Here is a 16,558-nt window from a genome sequence, read left to right on the forward strand (position 1 = left end):
AACAGGAGACGTTCGATGACCGAGCTTACCAAGGTCCGCAAGGTTCAGGTGACGGAGGTCGGTCCGCGCGACGGCATCCAGGCCGACGCCACCTTCGTGCCGACCCAGCACAAGATCGCCTGGATCAACCGGCTGATCGAGGCCGGCGTGCCGCGCATCGAGGCGACCTCCTTCGTGGCGCCGCGGGCGGTGCCGCAGCTGGCCGACGCGGCCGAGGTGATGAAGGGCGTGAAGCGCTCCAAGGACACCATCCTGGCGGCCCTGGTGCCGAACGCCCGCGGCGCCATCCGGGCCGCCGAGGCCGGGGTCGACCAGATCGTGGTGTTCATGTCGGCGTCGGAGAGCCACAACCGGAAGAACGTCAACTGCAGCGTCGCCGAGTCCCTCAAGGCCTTCGAGGAGGTCGCGAAGATCGCCGGAGACGCCGGCATCCCGGTGCACGGCGCCATCGCCACCGCGTTCGGCTGCCCGTTCGAGGGCGACGTCGCGGTCGAGGCCGTGGCGAAGATCGCCAGGGCCTACCAGGACATGGGCTTCGTCGGGATGACCTTCGGCGACACCACCGGCATGGCGACCCCGCCGCTGGTGCTGCAGCGCGTGCAGGCGGTCCGCGAGGCGGCGCCGAAGCTGTACCAGGTGCTGCACTTCCACAACACGCGCGGGGTCGGCCTGGCGAACGTCATGGCCGGCCTGGCGGAGGGTGTCGACCGCTACGAGAGCGCGTTCGGCGGCACCGGCGGCTGCCCGTTCGTGCCGCGCGCCACCGGCAACATCTGCACCGAGGACCTGCTGTACCTGCTCGACGAGATGGGCATCGAGACCGGCATCGACCTGCGCAAGATGATGGACCTCGCCTGCGACGTGCAGGCGGTGCTTGGCCGCGAGTTGCCGGGCCAGCTCATGAAGGCCGGGTTGCGGCTCGACGTCCACCCGATGGAATCCGTCCGGACAGCCACGGGCTGACCGGGGGACAAGGTACATGGGTGCGCTTGCCGGTATTCGGGTCGTCGACCTCACGCGGATTCTCGCGGGTCCGTTCTGCACGCAGTTGCTCGCCGACATGGGCGCGGAAGTCATCAAGGTGGAGCCGCCGGGCGGCGACCCGGTGCGCGCCCAGGGCGCCATCGTCGACGGCTATTCCTGGTACTTCGCCCAGTTCAACAGGAACAAGAAGTCGGTGGTGCTGGATCTCTACGCCGACGAGGGCAAGGCGGCGCTGGCGAAGTTGATCGCCACGGCCGACGTGCTGGTCGAGAACTACCGGCCCGGCGTGCTGGCCCGGATGGGCTTCGACGACGCCCGCCTGGAGGAGCTGAACCCCCGTCTGATCACCGCCAGCGTCAACGGCTACGGCTCGACCGGACCCTATGTCGACCGGCCGGCCTTCGACTTCATCGCCCAGGCGATGAGCGGCTTCATGGCGGTGAACGGCGACCCGGACGGACCGCCGCGGCGGGCGGCCCCGCCGATCTCCGACCTGGTCGCCGGGCTGTACTGCGCGTTCGGCGTGACCGCGGCGTTGGAGGCCCGGCACCGCACTGGGCGTGGCCAGAAGGTGGAGTCGTCCCTGACCGGCGGCCTGATGTCGATGATGGCCTATCTGTCGGCCGAGTATTTCGCGACCGGCAGGAATCCGACGCGGACCGGCAACGACCACCCGATCGTGGCGCCCTACGGCCTGTTCGAGGCTGCCGACGGCGAGATCGCGGTGTCGCCGTCGCACGACGTGATGGTGGCGCGGTTCCTGGGCGTGCTCGGGCTGTCCGACCTGCTGGGCGACGACCGGTTCCGCGACAACGCCAGCCGCATGGCCAACCGGCCGGCGCTGAACGCCCTGGTCAACGCGGTGACCCGGACCAGGCCGGTCGACCACTGGATCGCCGCGATCAACAAGGCCGGCTGCCCGGCCGGCCGGGTGATGCCGCTGACCGAGGTGTTCACCGACCCGCAGGTCCTGGCCCAGGAGATGGTGGTGGAGTCGGCGCGTCCCGGCCGGGTACCGATCCGCATGACCGGCTTCCCGGTCAAGCTGTCCGACACCCCCTGCACCGTCCACCTGCCGCCGCCGGAGCTCGGCGAGCATACCGAGGAAGTGCTCGGCGGGCTGTGATCCGCGCCCGTCGCGCCGTTGGTTCCGGATGCGTCCCGCCTACGGGCGGTCCGCTCCGGAATGACGACATAGCGGGGAAGGTGCCCGACGCTTTCACTCCTGCCGTCATTCCGGACTGGATCGCCGAGGGCGTGACAGAGCCGGAACCCACGGCGCGACGGGCGCAGGCGGCTACCCGAAGAGCACCCGGTGCAGCAGCCGGCCGGGCGCCAGGGTGAAGGCGCCGGCGATCACCAGGGCCCCGAGATAGAGGCCCAGCATCGCCGCCTTGTGGCGGCGCACGTCGTGCCGCCGGGCAGCGATCAGCCCGCCGCCGACGCCGAGCAGCGTCACCGGGATCAGCAGGTGGATCCAGCTGAAGCCGCCGTGATTGATCTCGCGCACGAACACGGCGCTGATCGCGCTGACGGTCATCAGCGCCAGGAACAGGGAGCCCAGCCGCCGGTGCCACAAGGCACCCTTGCGGCTGGCCAGGATCAGCCAGGCGCCGATACCTGCCGCCGGCAGTACGGTGACCAGATGCAGCAGCACCGCCGGCGCGGCCGACAGGACCGGGGCGACGTTCACGGCGCGAGCTTCGCCTGCTCGGCCTCGAACACTTCGAACGCCGCTTCCAGCCGCCATTGCGCCCGGGCCTTCTCGCTGCGCGCCAGGACCGCGGCGCAGGGCTGCGACGGCTTCGGGTCGCCCAGGTCGTCGCGCATGCAGGCGCCGAGCGGGCGGGCGGCGGCCGGGTCGGCCCACAGGCTGACCCCGGGCAGGAAGGCGTAGGTCAGGGCGTTGCGCGACAGCGCCTTCACGTCGCCGTAGCCGAGGTCGTAGGTCCGCACGGCCCGGACGTATTCATGGGTCAGGTCGATGCGCGACACGCCCTCGTCGTCGGTCGACAGGGTCAGCGGCACGCCGTGCGCCCGGTAGGTCTCGAACGGGTGCTCGTCGCCGACGATGCCGAGGATGACGTCGTTGCTGGTCAGGTTGATCTCGACGGCGATGCCGCCCTCCGCCATGCGCCGCAGCAGGTCGTAGGGCCGGTCCTCGTGCAGCAGGTCGACGCCGTGGCCGATGCGCCGCGCGCCGGCGACCTCGACCGCCTCGCGGATATGGAACCGCAGGTCCTCGGGCGGCACCAGGCCGAGCGCCAGCTCTCCGGCATGCAGGGTCACGGGTACGCCCGGGGTTCCGGCGGCGAGTGCCGCGATCATGCGCATGTGCAGGCTGTAGTCGCCGAGTGCCGTGCGGTCGTCCTCGGGAGCGACGAAGTTCAGGCCGACGATGCGCGGGTCGGCCGCGACCAGGGCGAAGGCGAGGGCGGTCTGGGCGAACACCTGCTCCCTAGGGAACACCCGGATCACCTGGGCGAGGTAGCGCACGGTCACGTCGCAGGCCGGCGGGCGGCTGCCGGCGCAGTCCAGGATCTCCCTGGCCCGCGTCTCCATGGCGGTGAATTCGTCGCGCGCGCCGCTCACCACGGCCGGCAGCCCGGCCGCCTCCAGCCTGCCGCGGAACCGGGCGAGGTCGTCGTCCCAGCCGACCCTGGCGCCGAGGGCGCGGGCGGCGGCCATGCCCGGCGACAGCATGAGTTCGAGATAGCCGATGTTCTGGTCGGCGGCGCGGACCATCGCCTCGGCCAGCATGTCGCCGTCGCGACCGCCCTCGGCGGCGCCGAAGCGGGCGAAGGTCTCGAAGAACTGGTCGTGTCCCGAAACCTCCCGCAGCGCGTAGTTGCGGGTCGACAGGGCGTCGATCAGGCGGTTGTAGGCGTCGGCGGATTCCACGGCCTCGGCGAGCGCCGGCCGGCCGGCCTTGGCGTCACAGGGGGCCGGCGCGATCGCCTGTTCGGCGACCACCAGGCAGCGGCCGTCGGCGATCGCCCAGGCGATGAAGTTCTCGGCATAGACCGTGCCGCTCAGGTGGTTGTGCAGGTCGCCGCCCTTCGGCATGGCGCGCAGGAAGGCGGACAGCTCGGCCGGGCGCTCGGCCTTCAGCCGCTCGAAGCGGGCCGCGGCGGCGCCGCCGTCGCCGGGCACCGCGGGCCAGCCGGCCGGGTCGGCGGTGGTGCAGGCGGCCAGCAGGGCGCCGGCAGCCATGACGGCAAGGCCTCGGACGAACTCGTGCATGGTTTCCCCCGCGGATGGTCGCTGCAGCACAGGCATCCGTAGTATCATGCCCGGGTCGTTCGCACGAAGGCCGCAGCCATGAAGATCGGTCCGCTCCTCAGACGCGCGCGCGCCCTGCGGCGCTGGAAGCAGCAGGCGGTCGCCGACCTCGCCGGTGTCGCCCAGACCACGGTGTCGCGCTGGGAGGCCGGCGCCATCGAACCGTCGCCGGAGCAGCTTCGCCGCCTCGGCCCGATCCTGACGCCGGTCGCCGACCTGGCGCGCGACAGCGGCCTGAAGCGGCTGGTGCTGTCCTCGCCGCTGCCGGTCCACCTGATCTGCGACCTGACGCACCGGCTGCTGGCGGCGTCGCCGGCTCGCGAGGCCGAGTGGACGGTGTCGGCCAGCGAGCTGCACGGCGAGCCGCTGTTCCCATACGCCACCGACGAGATCCGGGACGCCGAGAGCCGGCTCGACGGGCTCGGCTGGTTCGCCGACGCCACCACCGGCGCGGTGCTGTGGATCCGCGGCCGCGATCGCGGTGCGCCGATCCGCATGGCGACCGGGTACTGCGTGTGGGAGCGGCTGACCCTGAACGACGGCAGCCCGGTCCGGCTGGTCACCACCCTGCCGGCCGGCGCGACCCCGGAGCGGGGGCTGGTGCGGCTGTTCGACGGCGAGCCGCCGCAGGCCTGAGGGCATCGGCAGCATAAGTTATGCGTGGCCGGGCGACCGCACCGTGGATAGCTTGCCGGGCATGCACAGAACCATCCTTGGACACCGCCAGCGCCCGGGTCCGGCAAGGGAGATCGCCGGATTCCTGCGCGGCGGGGCCGCCGTCGACGACGGGGTGGCGGCGCAGGCCTGGCGGGTCGCCGTCGCGGTCCTGCTGGCGGCCCGGCACCTCGACCATCCGGTCGACCTGCAGCGCGTCCTGGAAATGGCCCTGGTCAGGGTGATCCCCGGGCCGCCGGAGAGGCTGCGCGACATGCTGGATCCGGACAACGGGCTGCATCTTCACGCCCTGCGCCTGGAGATGGACACCGGCGGGACCTCGGAGGCCCGGCTGGTCGGCGCGGTCGCCGCCCTGCTCGACGGCCGGGCCGCGGTACCGCGCGACGGCTTCCTGCGGGCGCTCGGCGACGCGCTGGCCGCAGCCCGGGGCGTCCGCGCCGCCGGCTGATCCGGTTCGGCGGGCCTTCTGTTGACGCGCCGGACGGCCGGGCCGATCCTCCGCATCCCACCCGGCGGAGAGACCCCATGGACAGCGACGGCAGCACCTTCGGCACCTCGGCCTATGGCGGGCCCGGCTGGCAGGGCCGCACCCGCAGCCATCGCGAGGAGATCGGCGACCTGTGGGCGGCGTCCGGTATCGACAGCGAATACGGCCGGCTGCGCGCGGTCGTGCTGCACCGTCCGGGCGGCGAGTTGGCGGCGGCGCTCGACGACCCCGACTCCGTGCAGATGCTGGCGCCGCTCGACATCGGCCTGGCCGGCGAGCAGCACGACGCCATGGCCGAGGCCTACCGGGCCAACGGCGTGGCGGTCGACTACGTCGATCCGGCCGGCCAGCCGACCCCGAACCAGATGTTCTGCGCCGACCTGTTCGTGATGACCCCGGAGGGCGCGATCCTGGCGCGGCCGGCCTCGACCGTGCGGGCCGGCGAGGAGCGCTGGGTGGCGCGGCGGCTGGCCGACCTGGGGGTGCCGATCCTGCGCACCCTGACCGGCAACGCGGTGTTCGAGGGCGCCGACCTGATGTGGCTGGACCCGGAGACCGCGATGGTCGGCCTGGGCCTGCGCACCAACGAGGAGGCGGCGGCCCAGATCGCCGCGGTGCTGGAGGAGGTCGGGATCGAGACCCTGGCGGTCGACATGCCGTACGGCACCATGCATTTCATGGGGATGCTGCGGATCGTCGACCGCGACCTGGCGATCTGCTGGCCGCAGCGCACGCCGTTCGCGACGGTGCGGGCGCTGGAGGAGCGCGGTCACCGCATCGTGTGGCTGCCGGACGAGCCGGATTCGGTGCTGAACCGCGCCCTGAACGTGGTCACGCTCGGCCCGCGCAAGGTGCTGATGCTGGCCGGCTATCCGTCGGTGCAGAAGGTCTACGAGTCGGCCGGCATCGAGTGCGTGACGGTCGACGGCTCGGAACTGATCAAGGCGGCGGGCGCGATCGGCTGCCTTACCGGGGTGGTGCAGCGCGATCCGGTCGGGTGACGCCGGGGCGAGGTGGCTACAGCACCATCGCGTTGGTGTTGCGGCCACGCCGGATGAAGGCCGCCACCCACACGGCGATGGCGACCGCCAGGCCGAGCCAACCACCCGCGATCCACAGCGCGATTTCCATGCGAGACGCTCCCTCCGCTCAACGGTCGCAAGAGAGCATGGGGCCCCGGAAGTTAATATTTGGTATTTGCCGCAATTGTATCTGATGGAGGCGCTCCCTCGATCAGCCGGCGGTGCCGCCTGATCGCCGGCGCCAGGTGGTCGATCAGGGTGCGGACCCGCGCGGTCCGGCCGAGGTCGCGGTGGTGCAGCAGCCAGATGCTCTTGCCGTCGAGCGTCGCGGTCCCCGGCACCCGCACCACGCCCGGCTCGGCCTCGCCCAGGAAGCAGGGCAGCAGCGTCAGTCCCAGTCCCTCGCGGGCGGCCTCGAGCTGCAGGATGTTGGAGAACAGCCGGTGCCGGACCGGCAGCTCCGGAAACGGGGTGTCCCGGGTCCAGGAGGGGTAGGGCAGGTCCTCGCCCCAGCCGATCCAGCTGTGCACCGCCGGGTCGAAGGTCCGCCCGCCGCCGGCGGTCGCCAGATAGCCGGGCGCGGCATACACGGCCTTGCGGTAGCGGATCACCCGCAGCCCGACGACATCCTCGGTTACCTCGTCGGCCATGCGGATCGCCACGTCGGCCTCGCGCCGCGCCAGGTCCGAATAGCTGTGGGCGGCGTCGACCTCGAGCTCGATGCCGGGATGCGCCTGGGCGAAGGCGACCAGCTCGCGGGCCAGGAACGACCGTAGCATGGCCGGCGGGACGCTGATGCGGACCAGGCCGTGCAGGCTGTGGTCGCGGCCGCCGACCCGACGCTGCACCGCCGTCAGCTCGACCTCGACGCGCTCGGCGGCGCCCAGCAGGTCCTCGCCGGCCTGCGACGCCACCAGCCCGTCCGGCCGGCGGTCGAACAGCCGGGTGTCCAGGCCGTCCTCGAGCAGCGCCAGCCGGCGGGTCACCGTGGCATGGTTGACGCCGAGCGCCCGGGCGGCGCCGCGCAGGGTGCCGGCCCGGTGGACCGCCAGGAAGACCCGCAGGTCGTCCCAGTCGATGGATGAGAATCGATCCGTCATGGCGCAGATTTACACTCTCGCGGAGCGAAACTGAACCGCATAGCGTGTCGCTCGACCAACCCAGCCCGGGGCCGGACCGATGACCGCAGCGATCCATTCCTCGATTCTCGACCGCATCGGCGGTACCCCGCTGATCGAGCTCCGGCGCCTGGCCCCGAACGGCGCCGCCCGGGTCCTGGTCAAGCTGGAGAGCGAGAACCCGACCGGCAGCATGAAGGACCGCATGGCGCTGGCCATGGTGGCCGCCGCCGAGCGCGACGGCCGGCTGGCACCCGGGCAGCGCGTGGTCGAGTACACCGGCGGCAGCACCGGGGTGTCGCTGTCGCTGGTCTGCGCGGTGAAGGGCTATCCGCTCAGCATCGTGACCTCGGACGCGTTCAGCCGGGAGAAGCGCGACCACATGGCGGCGCTGGGGGCCGAGCTGACGGTGATCCGCAGCGACGCCGGCGGGATGAACGCCGCGCTGACCCGCGAGATGATCGAGGCGGCGCGCGGGATCACGGCGCAAAGCGGCGGCTTCTGGACCGACCAGCTGAACAATGCCGACCAGTTGTCGGCCTACCATCGCATGGGCGAGGAGATCTGGGAGCAGACCGGCGGCCGGGTCGACGCCTTCGTGCAGAGCACCGGGACCGCGGCGTCGGTCCGCGGCGTCGCGGAGGCACTACGGGCGCGCCGTCCGGATATCCACACGGTGGCCGTCGAGCCGGCGGAGTCGGCGGTGCTGTCCGGCGGCGCCTCCGGGGTTCACCGCATCGAGGGGGTCGGCGCCGGCTTCGTGGTGCCGCTGTGGGACCGGTCGGCGATCTCGGAGATCGTGGCGGTGTCGACCGACCGGGCGATGGCCATGGCCCGCAGGCTTGCCGCGGTCGAGGGCCTGTTCGCCGGCACCTCGACGGGCGCCAACCTGGTCGCCGCGCTGGCGGTCGCCGGTCGGCTGGGGCCGGAGGCGACCGTGGTGACGGTGATGTGCGATTCCGGGATCAAGTACCTCAGCACCGCCCTGTACCGGGACGCGCCGCCGTCGAACTGACGCCGTTCGAGCCCGTCCGCGAGGTCAGCGACCGTGCCGGGACGGCCCGTCGTTGGCGCGTCCGAGCACCGCGATCAAGGGGGACGCGACGAGTGACAGGGCGAACCAGATGCCGACAATCCAGATAGCGATTTCCACGGCAGCTCTCCGTCGTGCGTATCGCCCCAACTCCCGATTTCAATTTTAGGAACCACTCGGCAATACAATCAATGGGAATAAATTGCCGTATTTCAATCAACTACACGGCAATTTTTACCCAGTATCTCGGCGGGCCGACCAGGTCACCCGATCCAGGCCGGCAAAGGCCCGCCACCGCTCGACCTCCGCATCGATCCGGGCCATCCGTGACGCCGCCGCGCGCACGCGCGGCTCCAGCCAGAAGCCGCGGACCTCCAGCTCGCTCCGGTCCCGGTGCGCCTTCAGCTCGATCCGGCCGATCAGCCGGTCGCGCTCCAGCATCGGCAGGACGTAGTAGCCCCAGACCCGCCTGGCGGCCGGCACGAAGGCCTCGAACCGGTAGTCGAAGCCGAAGAAGCGCTGGGCGCGGTCGCGGTCGCGGATCATCGGGTCGAACGGCGACAGGAAGCGCACCCGGGCCGGTGGCTCGGGGGCGGCGCGCACCAGCTCGAGCACGTCGGGCCGGGCGAATACCTCGCGTACCGATCCGTCGGCATGCTCGATCTCGATGCGCCGCAGTACCGAGGGTCCGGCCGCCGCGCACCACGCCTTGGCCTCGTCGGGGGATGCCGCCTCGAAGAACCCCGCGACCTCGGAATGGCTGGCGACCCCCAGTCGGGCGATCGCCTCGCGGCAGGTCCAGTCGACCATGTCCTCGTGGGTCGGCTCGGGCTCGCGGTGCTCGTCCGGGATGACCCGCTCGGCCAGGTCGTAGAGCTTGGAGAATCCGCGGCGCGCGGTGACCGCGAACTCGCCGGTATGCCAGAGGTATTCGAGCGCCGCCTTGGACGGGGTCCAGCCCCACCAGGCGCCACGCTCCTCGTCGTCGTCCGGGGTGACGTCGCGCGAGCCGACCGGGCCGTTCTCCCTGACCCGCTGCCGGATCTCGTCCAGCACCGCGTCCTGCCGGCCGTTGAACCGCTCGATCCAGTGCCGGCTTCCGGCAATGCGCGCGGCCCGACGCTGGAACCGCGGCTTCCAGTACGGATAGAAGCGGGTCGGGATCACCGAGGCGTCATGGGTCCAGTGCTCGAACAGCGAGCGCCGCTTCTCCAGCAGGTGCTTGAGCTGCGGCTTGCGGTAGCCGTTGGCGCGGGTGAACAGGATGTGGTGATGGGCCTGCTCCAGGGTCGAGATGGTGTCGACCTGCACGAAGCCCAGGCGCTCGATCAGGGCGTCCAGGCCGTCGCGGGTCAGCGGCCCGCCGGGCGGGTCGGCGAGCGCGTGGCGCTCCAGGAACAGGCGTCGCAGGTCGGCGTTGCTCACCCGGTCGGTCATGGTCGTAGAATCCGCTTTCCGCGCTATGCTGGCGAAAACGCCGGCACGGGAGGATAGCGATGCCAGTCCACAAGCTCGACCACGTCAACATTCGAACCGAGGAGCTGCCGCGGCAGATCGACTTCTACGAGCGCGTCATGGGGCTCCGGCAGGGGCCGCGGCCCGGTTTCGATTTCCCGGGCGCGTGGATGTATGCCGGCGACCAAGCCGTCGTGCACCTGATCGGTACCCGCGAATCGCCGCCCGAGTACCGGCCCGACCAGCGGCTCGAGCACTATGCGATGAGCGCCACCGGGCTCGGCGACTTCCTGGCCCATCTGCGCCGCAACAAGGTCGCCTATTACTGCCGGGTGCTGCCGGATTTCGAGATCCGCCAGGTGAACATCCACGACGCCGACGGCAACCACCTGCACATCGACTTCCCGGCAGACGAGGAGGCCGACCTGACCGACTACGACGGCAGCGCCTGAGTCTTGCCGTGGACCGCCCGCGCGGCCCGGCCTAGGATTGCCGCCTGCCACGAGATCGGGAGGATCGTCATGTCCGTCACATCGCTCGCACAGCCCGGCGCCAAGCGGCCGAAGACCCGGTCGCCGGAGGAGCAGACCGTCCGCGAGGAACTTGCCGCGGTCTACCGGATCTTCGGCCTGCAGGGCATGGACGACCTGATCTACACCCACATCTCGGCGCGGATACCGGGGCCCGACCATCACTTCCTGATCAACCCGTTCGGGCTGATGTACGAGGAGGTCACCGCGTCCAACCTGGTGAAGATCGACCTAGCAGGCAACATCGTCGAGGACACCGGCTATCCGATCAACCACGCCGGCTTCGTGATCCACGGCGCGATCCACGAGATGGCGCCCGAGGCGCATTGCGTGATCCACCTGCACACCGACTCCGGCGTCGCGGTCTCGTGCCAGCGCGAGGGCCTGCTGGACGCCTCGCAGTTCGGCATGTTCCTGCCCGGCGGCGTCGCCTATCACGACTACGAGGGGCTGGCGCTCGACGACGACGAGAAGCCGCGGCTGGTCGCCGACCTCGGAGACCGCAAGGCGATGATCCTGCGCAACCACGGCACCCTGACCGTCGGCGAGACCGTCGCCGAGGCGTTCTTCCACATGTACAACCTGGAGCGTGCCTGCCGGGTGCAGGTGCTGGCCCAGGCCGGCGGCCAGGCCGAGGTCATCCGGATCCCGTCGTCGATCGTCGAGCGCACCCGGTCGCAGAAACCGGTCGGCACGCGGTTCGGCGGCTATGGCCAGCTCGAACTCGGGGCGTGGATGCGGAAGCTCGACCGGCTCGGCGTGCCGTTCCGGGAGTGAGCCCCCGGCCGGCGTCCTCCGATCGGACCCGTCACTTCGGGTCCAGGTAGAGGGCCATGAAGATCTGGTCGACCGGCGCGCCCGGGCGGCTGCGCATCGGCAGCAGCATGCGGACCGCGCGGCGGAACTCGCGCTGGTAGATCCGCGTGATGTGCAGGCTGGGGCTGCCGGTTCGAATCACCCCGCGCATGATGGCCACCAGCTCGGTGCCGAACCTCTCGTCGACCTGGCTCGCCCGACGGCCGGTCCAGTCCTCGCCGGTCATCTGGCTGACCCGGCTGCCCTCGAGCCGGATCTGGAAGTCGGCGCCGCCGTCCAGGGCCTCGTAGATGCTGATGTGGCCCAGCCACGGACGGAGTTCGAACACGTCCAGCGTCTCGCGGTCCGGCGGCACGCCGTCGAGGCAACTGGCCGACCATCGCTCGAGCAACGCACGGGCACGCCCGTCCGTGGACGGCGGCAGCACGTCGACTTGCTGATCCGGATTGTCGGTCACGGGCGCTGCACCGAGGGACATCCTGCGATTCGAGGCATTTTCGACAAAGTGTTGCAGACAGGATGCCGCGAATCGGCGCCGCGGTCGATCCCAGGTTGCCGGAACTTGGGCTCGCATGATCCTGCCGCACGGCTATGCTGGATTCCTAAGGCAAGGTCGGCGGTTGGCATGGCACGGCGAATCCTGGTTCTTAATCCGAACGTCACCGAGGCGATCACCGCGACCATGGTCGAGGAGGCCCGGCGCGTCGCCTCGGCCGACACCGAGATCGTGGCCGCGACCGCCCGCTTCGGAACCCTGTATGTCGAGAACCGGGTCGAGGCGGCGATCGCCGGCCACGCGGTGCTGGACGCCCTGGCCGAGCATTCGCCCGGATGCGACGCCGCCGTCGTCTCGGCCTTCGGCGACCCGGGCCTGTTCGCGGCCAAGGAGATGCTGGAGATCCCGGTGATCGGAATCTCCGAGGCGGCCTTCCTGACCGCCTACACCCTCGGGCGGCGCTACGCCATCGTCTGCCTGACCCCGCGGCTCGGGGTCTGGTACCGCGAATGCGCCGAGGAGCACGGCCTGGCCGGCCGCCTGGTCGCGGTCCGGCCGCTCGACGTGCCGCCGTCGGACATCACTGCCGCCAAGGAGCAGACCGGCCGCAAGCTGGTCGAGGCCTGCCACGAGGTGATCGACCGGCACGGCGCCGAGGTGGTGATCATGGGCGGCGGCCCGATCGCCGGCCTGGCCAGCACGGTGGCGCAGGAGATCCCGGTGCCGGTGCTGGACGGCGTCTCCTGCGCGGTGCGGCTGGCCGAGGCGATGGTCGACCTGGCGCCCCGGCCGGCGTCGCGCGGCAGTTTCGCGCGGCCGCCTGCGAAGCCGTCCCAGGGGTTGTCGCCGTCGCTCACGGCGTGGGTGGAGCGCAGCGACGGGCACGGATAGAGTCGGCGCGACATCGAGGGAGGAAGCCATGGATCTGGGAATCAGCGGCCGCAAGGCCATCGTGTGCGGGTCGAGCCGGGGGCTCGGCCGGGCGATCGCCGGGTCGCTGGCGCGGGCCGGCTGCGTCGTGGTGATGAACGGCATCGACGCCGGGAAGCTGGCGGAGCGGGCCGAGGCACTGGCCCGCGAGACCGGGGCCCAGGTGATTCCGGTGGCCGCCGACGTCACCACCCGGGACGGCCAGGACGCCCTGTTCGCGGCCTGCCCGGAGCCGGACATCCTGATCACCAACGCCGGCGGACCGCCGTTCAAGGACTTCCGGGAGATCGACCGGGAGGCCATGCTGAAGGGTGTGACCGCCAACATGGTGACCCCGATCGAACTGATCCAGCGCTCGGTCGACGGCATGGTCGAGCGCCGGTTCGGCCGGATCGTCAACATCACCTCGGTCTCGGTGAAGATGCCGATCTTCGGCCTCGACCTGTCGAGCGGCGCGCGCGCCGGGCTGACGGCCTTCCTGGCCGGCGTCTCGCGTTCGGTGGCGCACGCGAACGTCACCATCAACAACATCCTGCCCGGCTACTTCGACACCGACCGCTACCGGGCCGGCATCGACGCCACCGCCAAGGCGCAGGGCAAGTCGCATGACGCCATGCATGCGGAGCGGGTCGCCACGGTCCCGGCCCGGCGCGCCGGCGACCCGGCCGAGTTCGGCGACGCGGCGGCGTTCCTGTGCAGCGCCCGGGCCGGCTACATCACCGGCCAGAACCTGCTGCTGGACGGCGGGCTTTACCAGGCCTCGTTCTGAGAAACGCTCGTTAACCGGGACTTAAGGCATGATCGTTAGTCTCTGCCGTGGCGGCATGTGGCCGCCACGGCCCGGAGGTCCTGGAACAAGTCGTCATGTGCGTGGGTCTTGCCGCGAGTCCTGCCCGGTCAGGAGAGATGGACACCAAGGCTTTCGTCACCGAGGGGAGCCGCGCCTGGGCGCGCCACTGGCTGTCGCTGCCGCGCGAGACCGTGGTGCCGTCACGATCGGTGTTCGACCCGTTGGCGATTCCGCGGCTGCTCCCGCACATGCTGATCTGCGACCTCTCGGAACCCGGGATCGTGCGGATCCGGTTGATGGGCACCGGCATGGTGTCGAGCTTCGGGTTCGACCCGACCGGCCGCGACTACCTCGAACTGGTGGAGCCGGCACGGCGGCAGGCCGCGTATGAGGGTTTCATCGTCCCGGCCAGCCAGCCCTGCGGCATGCGCGTGCTGGGCGAGAACCGGTACGGCAACGGCAAGACGCTGACGGTCGAGACCGTGGGATTCCCGTTCCGGCGCGACGACGGCGCCGGGATGCAGATGGTGTTCGTCGGCACGCGGATCGACGAGACCCCCGGAAACTGGCCCGACCACGGCGCCACCACCAGCTTCCACGTGTTCGAGCGCGAGTTCATCGACATCGGCGCCGGAATTCCCTGACCGCCGCTCAGCCGTTCAGCACCCGCGACCGCAGGTCGGTCTCGTAGGCGAACAGGGCGGGCAGGCCGCCGGTGTGCAGGAACAGCGCGCGGCTGCCGGCCGCGATCCGGCCGTCGGCGGCGCAGGCGATCAGGCCTGCCAGCGCCCGCGCGGTATAGACCGGGTCGACCAGCATCCCATCGAGGCGGGCCGCCAGGCGCATCGCGTCGGCGACCGGGTCGTTGACCTGCCCGTAGCCGGGCGCCAGCACGTCGTCATGCACCTCGATATCGCCCGGGCCGACCGGCACTGCGACCTGCAGGAGCGCCGCCAGCCGCTCGCAGTGGCGCAGCAGCCGTTCGGCCTGGGCCGCGGCGGCCCGGCGCACGCATATGCCGACCACCCGGCCGCGCCAGCCCAGCGTCCGCAGCCCGAACAGCAGGCCCGAATGGGTCAGCCCGCTGCCCGAACCCAGCACGATCGTGTCGACGTCCAGGGCGCCCTGCGCCATCAGTTCGGCGGCGCAGACGAGATAGCCGAGCGAACCGAGCGGCGGATGCCCGGGACTGAGCGGGATCACGTAGGGCCGTCGGCCCCGGTGCGTCAGGTCCGCGGCGATCTCGTGCAGGCGGGCATCGGCACCCGCTTCGTCCTCGCCGACCGGATAGCTGTACCGGGTGGCGCCGAGCAGGTCGTCGAGCAGCACGTTGCCCGAACTGCGGTAGGTGTCGCCCTGCCCGGGAACCCGCTCCTCCAGCTGGACGTGGCAGTCCATGCCGAGGCGGGCGGCGCAGGCGGCGGCGACGCGGACGAAGTTGCTCTGCACCGCACCGGTGATCAGCAGGGTATCGGCGCCTTCGTGCCGCGCCTGGCCGAGATAGAACTCCAGCTTGCGGACCTTGTTGCCGCCGAACGCGATGCCGGTCAGGTCGTCGCGTTTGACGCGCAGGTCGATCCCCAGCCGGTCGCCGAGGCGGGGCAGCGCCTCGACCGGCGTGGCCCAGGAAAGCAGCCGGGTCCTCGGGAACGGGGCGATCAGGCGGTCGATGGCGTCGGACATGGAAGTCTCCCCCGCAAGCGCCGCGCCGCGGACCGCCAGGACGGCGTGCGGCGCGAACCCGCCAGACTACCCGCCGCCCGGCTGCCGGCGAAGACCGGCCGGGAAGGGGCCTGGTTCTGGCCGGTCACGGTACGATAGTGGACCTGGCGAATCGCAACCATGTGGACTCCGGGGCCCCGTCGCGTCATATGTCGTGAGCCTCCGGAAGCGAGGCGGGATGCGAAGCGTGAGTGCGACCAGCTGCAAAATGCAGATGGGGGAACGCCCGGGATGGCTTCTTCGACGGACACCTTCGAGTTGAGCGGCGCGACGGTGGTCCAGCGCACTGCGCTCGAGATCGTTCCGGACGCGGCCGACTTCGAGTTCTTCCGACCGCTTTTCGGGTACTGGGCGGACCGGCGGCGCGACCGGGTGGCGCCCAGCCGGGCCGATATCGACCCGGTAGACCTGCCGGCGGCCCTGTTGCCGCATCTGCTGCTGATCGACGTCGAACGGGATCCCCTCGACTTCCGGTACCGGCTCGCGGGCACCGCGGCGGACCACATCCACGGCATGCGGCTGAGGGGCGTGCGGGTCCTGGACCTCGAGCCCGAGCCGTTCGCGAAGATCCTGCAGGCCGACCTGATGCGCATGGCGCAGGACCTGGAGCCGCAATACCTGCGGCACGACTTCATCAACCGGGAGGCCGTGTCCCGCCGCTTCCGGGTGCTCCGCCTGCCGCTGTCGGACGATGGCGAGCGTCTCGACATTGTTCTGGTCCTGGCCGAGTTCGGCGCCCTCGGGCGTTGAGCCGCTCGGGGGCCATGCGCCGGAGCCGGCTCGGCCGTGGAATGGCGGCCCTGTACGACAGGCCGGGACTGTGCATTCCGGCCGCGCCACCAGAACGCTTCCGAGGGAGAGCCTAGGCACGGACAGTGCGGCACCGGCGCCGCGCTCGCGGCGCTCGGCGCCCACAAGACCTCGATGCCGCAGGACCTGGAGCGCGGCCGGGCCATGGAGATCGACGCCCTGGTGACGGCAGCCCAGGAACTCGGCCGCCCGACCGAGGTCCCGACCCCGACCATCGACGCGGTGCTGGGGCTGGTGAAGCTGCGCGGCTTCAAGGCCGGGGCCTACGGGCTGGCGTTCCAGGAGAGCGCCCGTCGCGGGGTGGGTCCCGGGTCGCGCTTGGGCTTGCCCGGAATGACGGAAGGGGAGAAGCCCTCCTTCCATCGTCATTCCGGACCGGACTGCCGGAGGCGGGACGGATCCGGAACC

At 71.1% G+C, this 16,558-nt stretch carries 18 protein-coding genes and 1 pseudogene; 13 read left to right on the forward strand and 6 right to left on the reverse strand.

What is annotated here, in order from left to right; translation table 11 throughout:
- Positions 1 to 15: 15 nt before the first annotated feature.
- Positions 16 to 963 (forward strand): hydroxymethylglutaryl-CoA lyase, encoded by a 948-nt coding sequence (locus RIC31_RS14945; protein WP_350109068.1) that lies wholly within the window; start codon positions 16 to 18, stop codon positions 961 to 963.
- Between the two features lie 16 nt (positions 964 to 979).
- Entirely contained in the window at positions 980 to 2,110 is a 1,131-nt protein-coding gene (locus tag RIC31_RS14950) for a CaiB/BaiF CoA transferase family protein (RefSeq protein ID WP_350109071.1), read from the forward strand.
- 171 nt (positions 2,111 to 2,281) lie between these two features.
- Here RIC31_RS14950 and RIC31_RS14955 read toward each other — a convergent pair whose 3' ends face one another.
- Positions 2,282 to 2,677 (reverse strand): DUF2306 domain-containing protein, encoded by a 396-nt coding sequence (locus RIC31_RS14955; RefSeq protein ID WP_350109073.1) that lies wholly within the window; start codon positions 2,675 to 2,677, stop codon positions 2,282 to 2,284.
- The gene (locus tag RIC31_RS14960) at positions 2,674 to 4,227 is read right to left on the reverse strand and encodes an adenosine deaminase family protein (protein WP_350109076.1); all 1,554 of its coding nucleotides are present in this window, start codon (positions 4,225 to 4,227) and stop codon (positions 2,674 to 2,676) included. Before RIC31_RS14960 ends, RIC31_RS14955 begins: the two co-directional genes overlap by 4 nt.
- Positions 4,228 to 4,305: 78 nt before the next feature.
- Between RIC31_RS14960 and RIC31_RS14965 the strand changes: the two genes are divergently transcribed.
- From RIC31_RS14965 to RIC31_RS14975, 3 genes are all read left to right on the forward strand, one after another.
- A complete protein-coding gene (locus tag RIC31_RS14965; RefSeq protein ID WP_350109080.1) occupies positions 4,306 to 4,902 on the forward strand; it encodes a helix-turn-helix transcriptional regulator in 597 nt (198 codons plus the stop codon).
- A gap of 61 nt (positions 4,903 to 4,963) precedes the next feature.
- Positions 4,964 to 5,389: a hypothetical protein gene (locus RIC31_RS14970; protein WP_350109083.1), complete on the forward strand. Its 426-nt coding sequence runs from the start codon at positions 4,964 to 4,966 to the stop codon at positions 5,387 to 5,389.
- A 77-nt stretch (positions 5,390 to 5,466) separates the two neighbouring features.
- Entirely contained in the window at positions 5,467 to 6,429 is a 963-nt protein-coding gene (locus RIC31_RS14975; protein ID WP_350109086.1) for a dimethylarginine dimethylaminohydrolase family protein, read from the forward strand.
- 182 nt (positions 6,430 to 6,611) lie between these two features.
- On the opposite strand, the gene RIC31_RS14980 is transcribed toward RIC31_RS14975, so the two are convergent.
- A complete protein-coding gene (locus tag RIC31_RS14980; RefSeq protein ID WP_350109089.1) occupies positions 6,612 to 7,550 on the reverse strand; it encodes a LysR family transcriptional regulator in 939 nt (312 codons plus the stop codon).
- A 79-nt stretch (positions 7,551 to 7,629) separates the two neighbouring features.
- On the opposite strand from RIC31_RS14980, the gene RIC31_RS14985 reads away from it, so the two are divergent.
- Positions 7,630 to 8,583, forward strand: a complete 954-nt coding sequence (locus tag RIC31_RS14985; protein WP_350109092.1) for a PLP-dependent cysteine synthase family protein — start codon at positions 7,630 to 7,632, stop codon at positions 8,581 to 8,583.
- 252 nt (positions 8,584 to 8,835) lie between these two features.
- Here the strand turns inward: RIC31_RS14985 and RIC31_RS14990 are convergent, their stop codons facing one another.
- A complete protein-coding gene (locus tag RIC31_RS14990; RefSeq protein ID WP_350109095.1) occupies positions 8,836 to 10,038 on the reverse strand; it encodes a winged helix-turn-helix domain-containing protein in 1,203 nt (400 codons plus the stop codon).
- 59 nt (positions 10,039 to 10,097) lie between these two features.
- On the opposite strand from RIC31_RS14990, the gene RIC31_RS14995 reads away from it, so the two are divergent.
- Both RIC31_RS14995 and RIC31_RS15000 read left to right on the forward strand, forming a co-directional pair.
- Entirely contained in the window at positions 10,098 to 10,508 is a 411-nt protein-coding gene (locus tag RIC31_RS14995; protein WP_350109098.1) for a VOC family protein, read from the forward strand.
- A gap of 69 nt (positions 10,509 to 10,577) precedes the next feature.
- Positions 10,578 to 11,363 carry a class II aldolase/adducin family protein gene (locus RIC31_RS15000; protein ID WP_350109100.1) on the forward strand — a complete coding sequence of 262 codons (786 nt, stop codon included), beginning with the start codon at positions 10,578 to 10,580 and terminating at the stop codon, positions 11,361 to 11,363.
- Positions 11,364 to 11,394: 31 nt separating this feature from the next.
- Here RIC31_RS15000 and RIC31_RS15005 read toward each other — a convergent pair whose 3' ends face one another.
- Entirely contained in the window at positions 11,395 to 11,859 is a 465-nt protein-coding gene (locus RIC31_RS15005; RefSeq protein WP_350109103.1) for a PAS domain-containing protein, read from the reverse strand.
- 168 nt (positions 11,860 to 12,027) lie between these two features.
- On the opposite strand from RIC31_RS15005, the gene RIC31_RS15010 reads away from it, so the two are divergent.
- From RIC31_RS15010 to RIC31_RS15020, 3 genes are all read left to right on the forward strand, one after another.
- The gene (locus RIC31_RS15010; RefSeq protein WP_350109106.1) at positions 12,028 to 12,789 is read left to right on the forward strand and encodes an aspartate/glutamate racemase family protein; all 762 of its coding nucleotides are present in this window, start codon (positions 12,028 to 12,030) and stop codon (positions 12,787 to 12,789) included.
- Between the two features lie 28 nt (positions 12,790 to 12,817).
- On the forward strand, positions 12,818 to 13,597 hold the full coding sequence (locus RIC31_RS15015) for an SDR family oxidoreductase (RefSeq protein WP_350109109.1): 780 nt from the start codon (positions 12,818 to 12,820) through the stop codon (positions 13,595 to 13,597).
- Positions 13,598 to 13,734: 137 nt separating this feature from the next.
- Positions 13,735 to 14,262 (forward strand): PAS domain-containing protein, encoded by a 528-nt coding sequence (locus tag RIC31_RS15020; protein ID WP_350109112.1) that lies wholly within the window; start codon positions 13,735 to 13,737, stop codon positions 14,260 to 14,262.
- A gap of 7 nt (positions 14,263 to 14,269) precedes the next feature.
- On the opposite strand, the gene RIC31_RS15025 is transcribed toward RIC31_RS15020, so the two are convergent.
- Complete coding sequence (locus tag RIC31_RS15025; protein WP_350109115.1) at positions 14,270 to 15,301, reverse strand: D-cysteine desulfhydrase family protein; 1,032 nt, start codon at positions 15,299 to 15,301, stop codon at positions 14,270 to 14,272.
- 270 nt (positions 15,302 to 15,571) lie between these two features.
- Here RIC31_RS15025 and RIC31_RS15030 point away from each other — a divergent pair, with 270 nt between their 5' ends.
- Both RIC31_RS15030 and RIC31_RS15035 read left to right on the forward strand, forming a co-directional pair.
- Positions 15,572 to 16,090, forward strand: a complete 519-nt coding sequence (locus RIC31_RS15030; RefSeq protein ID WP_350109118.1) for a PAS domain-containing protein — start codon at positions 15,572 to 15,574, stop codon at positions 16,088 to 16,090.
- 36 nt (positions 16,091 to 16,126) lie between these two features.
- Positions 16,127 to 16,381 (forward strand): annotated as a pseudogene (locus tag RIC31_RS15035) (ketopantoate reductase C-terminal domain-containing protein); the annotation flags it as partial.
- Positions 16,382 to 16,558 lie beyond the last annotated feature (177 nt).

Source organism: Thalassobaculum sp., assembly GCF_040219615.1.
GTDB lineage: Bacteria > Pseudomonadota > Alphaproteobacteria > Thalassobaculales > Thalassobaculaceae > Thalassobaculum_A.

Excerpts from the sequence above, each read along its gene's own strand:
- RIC31_RS14945 (WP_350109068.1), top strand. The coding sequence starts at position 16 with ATGACCGAGCTTACCAAGGTCCGCAAGGTTCAGGTGACGGAGGTCGGT.
- RIC31_RS14960 (WP_350109076.1), bottom strand. The coding sequence starts at position 4,227 with ATGCACGAGTTCGTCCGAGGCCTTGCCGTCATGGCTGCCGGCGCCCTG.
- RIC31_RS14950 (WP_350109071.1), top strand. The coding sequence starts at position 980 with ATGGGTGCGCTTGCCGGTATTCGGGTCGTCGACCTCACGCGGATTCTC.
- RIC31_RS14995 (WP_350109098.1), top strand. The coding sequence starts at position 10,098 with ATGCCAGTCCACAAGCTCGACCACGTCAACATTCGAACCGAGGAGCTG.
- RIC31_RS15010 (WP_350109106.1), top strand. The coding sequence starts at position 12,028 with ATGGCACGGCGAATCCTGGTTCTTAATCCGAACGTCACCGAGGCGATC.
- RIC31_RS15000 (WP_350109100.1), top strand. The coding sequence starts at position 10,578 with ATGTCCGTCACATCGCTCGCACAGCCCGGCGCCAAGCGGCCGAAGACC.
- RIC31_RS14980 (WP_350109089.1), bottom strand. The coding sequence starts at position 7,550 with ATGACGGATCGATTCTCATCCATCGACTGGGACGACCTGCGGGTCTTC.
- RIC31_RS14970 (WP_350109083.1), top strand. The coding sequence starts at position 4,964 with ATGCACAGAACCATCCTTGGACACCGCCAGCGCCCGGGTCCGGCAAGG.
- RIC31_RS14965 (WP_350109080.1), top strand. The coding sequence starts at position 4,306 with ATGAAGATCGGTCCGCTCCTCAGACGCGCGCGCGCCCTGCGGCGCTGG.
- RIC31_RS15020 (WP_350109112.1), top strand. The coding sequence starts at position 13,735 with ATGGACACCAAGGCTTTCGTCACCGAGGGGAGCCGCGCCTGGGCGCGC.
- RIC31_RS14975 (WP_350109086.1), top strand. The coding sequence starts at position 5,467 with ATGGACAGCGACGGCAGCACCTTCGGCACCTCGGCCTATGGCGGGCCC.
- RIC31_RS15015 (WP_350109109.1), top strand. The coding sequence starts at position 12,818 with ATGGATCTGGGAATCAGCGGCCGCAAGGCCATCGTGTGCGGGTCGAGC.
- RIC31_RS14985 (WP_350109092.1), top strand. The coding sequence starts at position 7,630 with ATGACCGCAGCGATCCATTCCTCGATTCTCGACCGCATCGGCGGTACC.
- RIC31_RS15025 (WP_350109115.1), bottom strand. The coding sequence starts at position 15,301 with ATGTCCGACGCCATCGACCGCCTGATCGCCCCGTTCCCGAGGACCCGG.
- RIC31_RS14990 (WP_350109095.1), bottom strand. The coding sequence starts at position 10,038 with ATGACCGACCGGGTGAGCAACGCCGACCTGCGACGCCTGTTCCTGGAG.
- RIC31_RS15030 (WP_350109118.1), top strand. The coding sequence starts at position 15,572 with ATGGCTTCTTCGACGGACACCTTCGAGTTGAGCGGCGCGACGGTGGTC.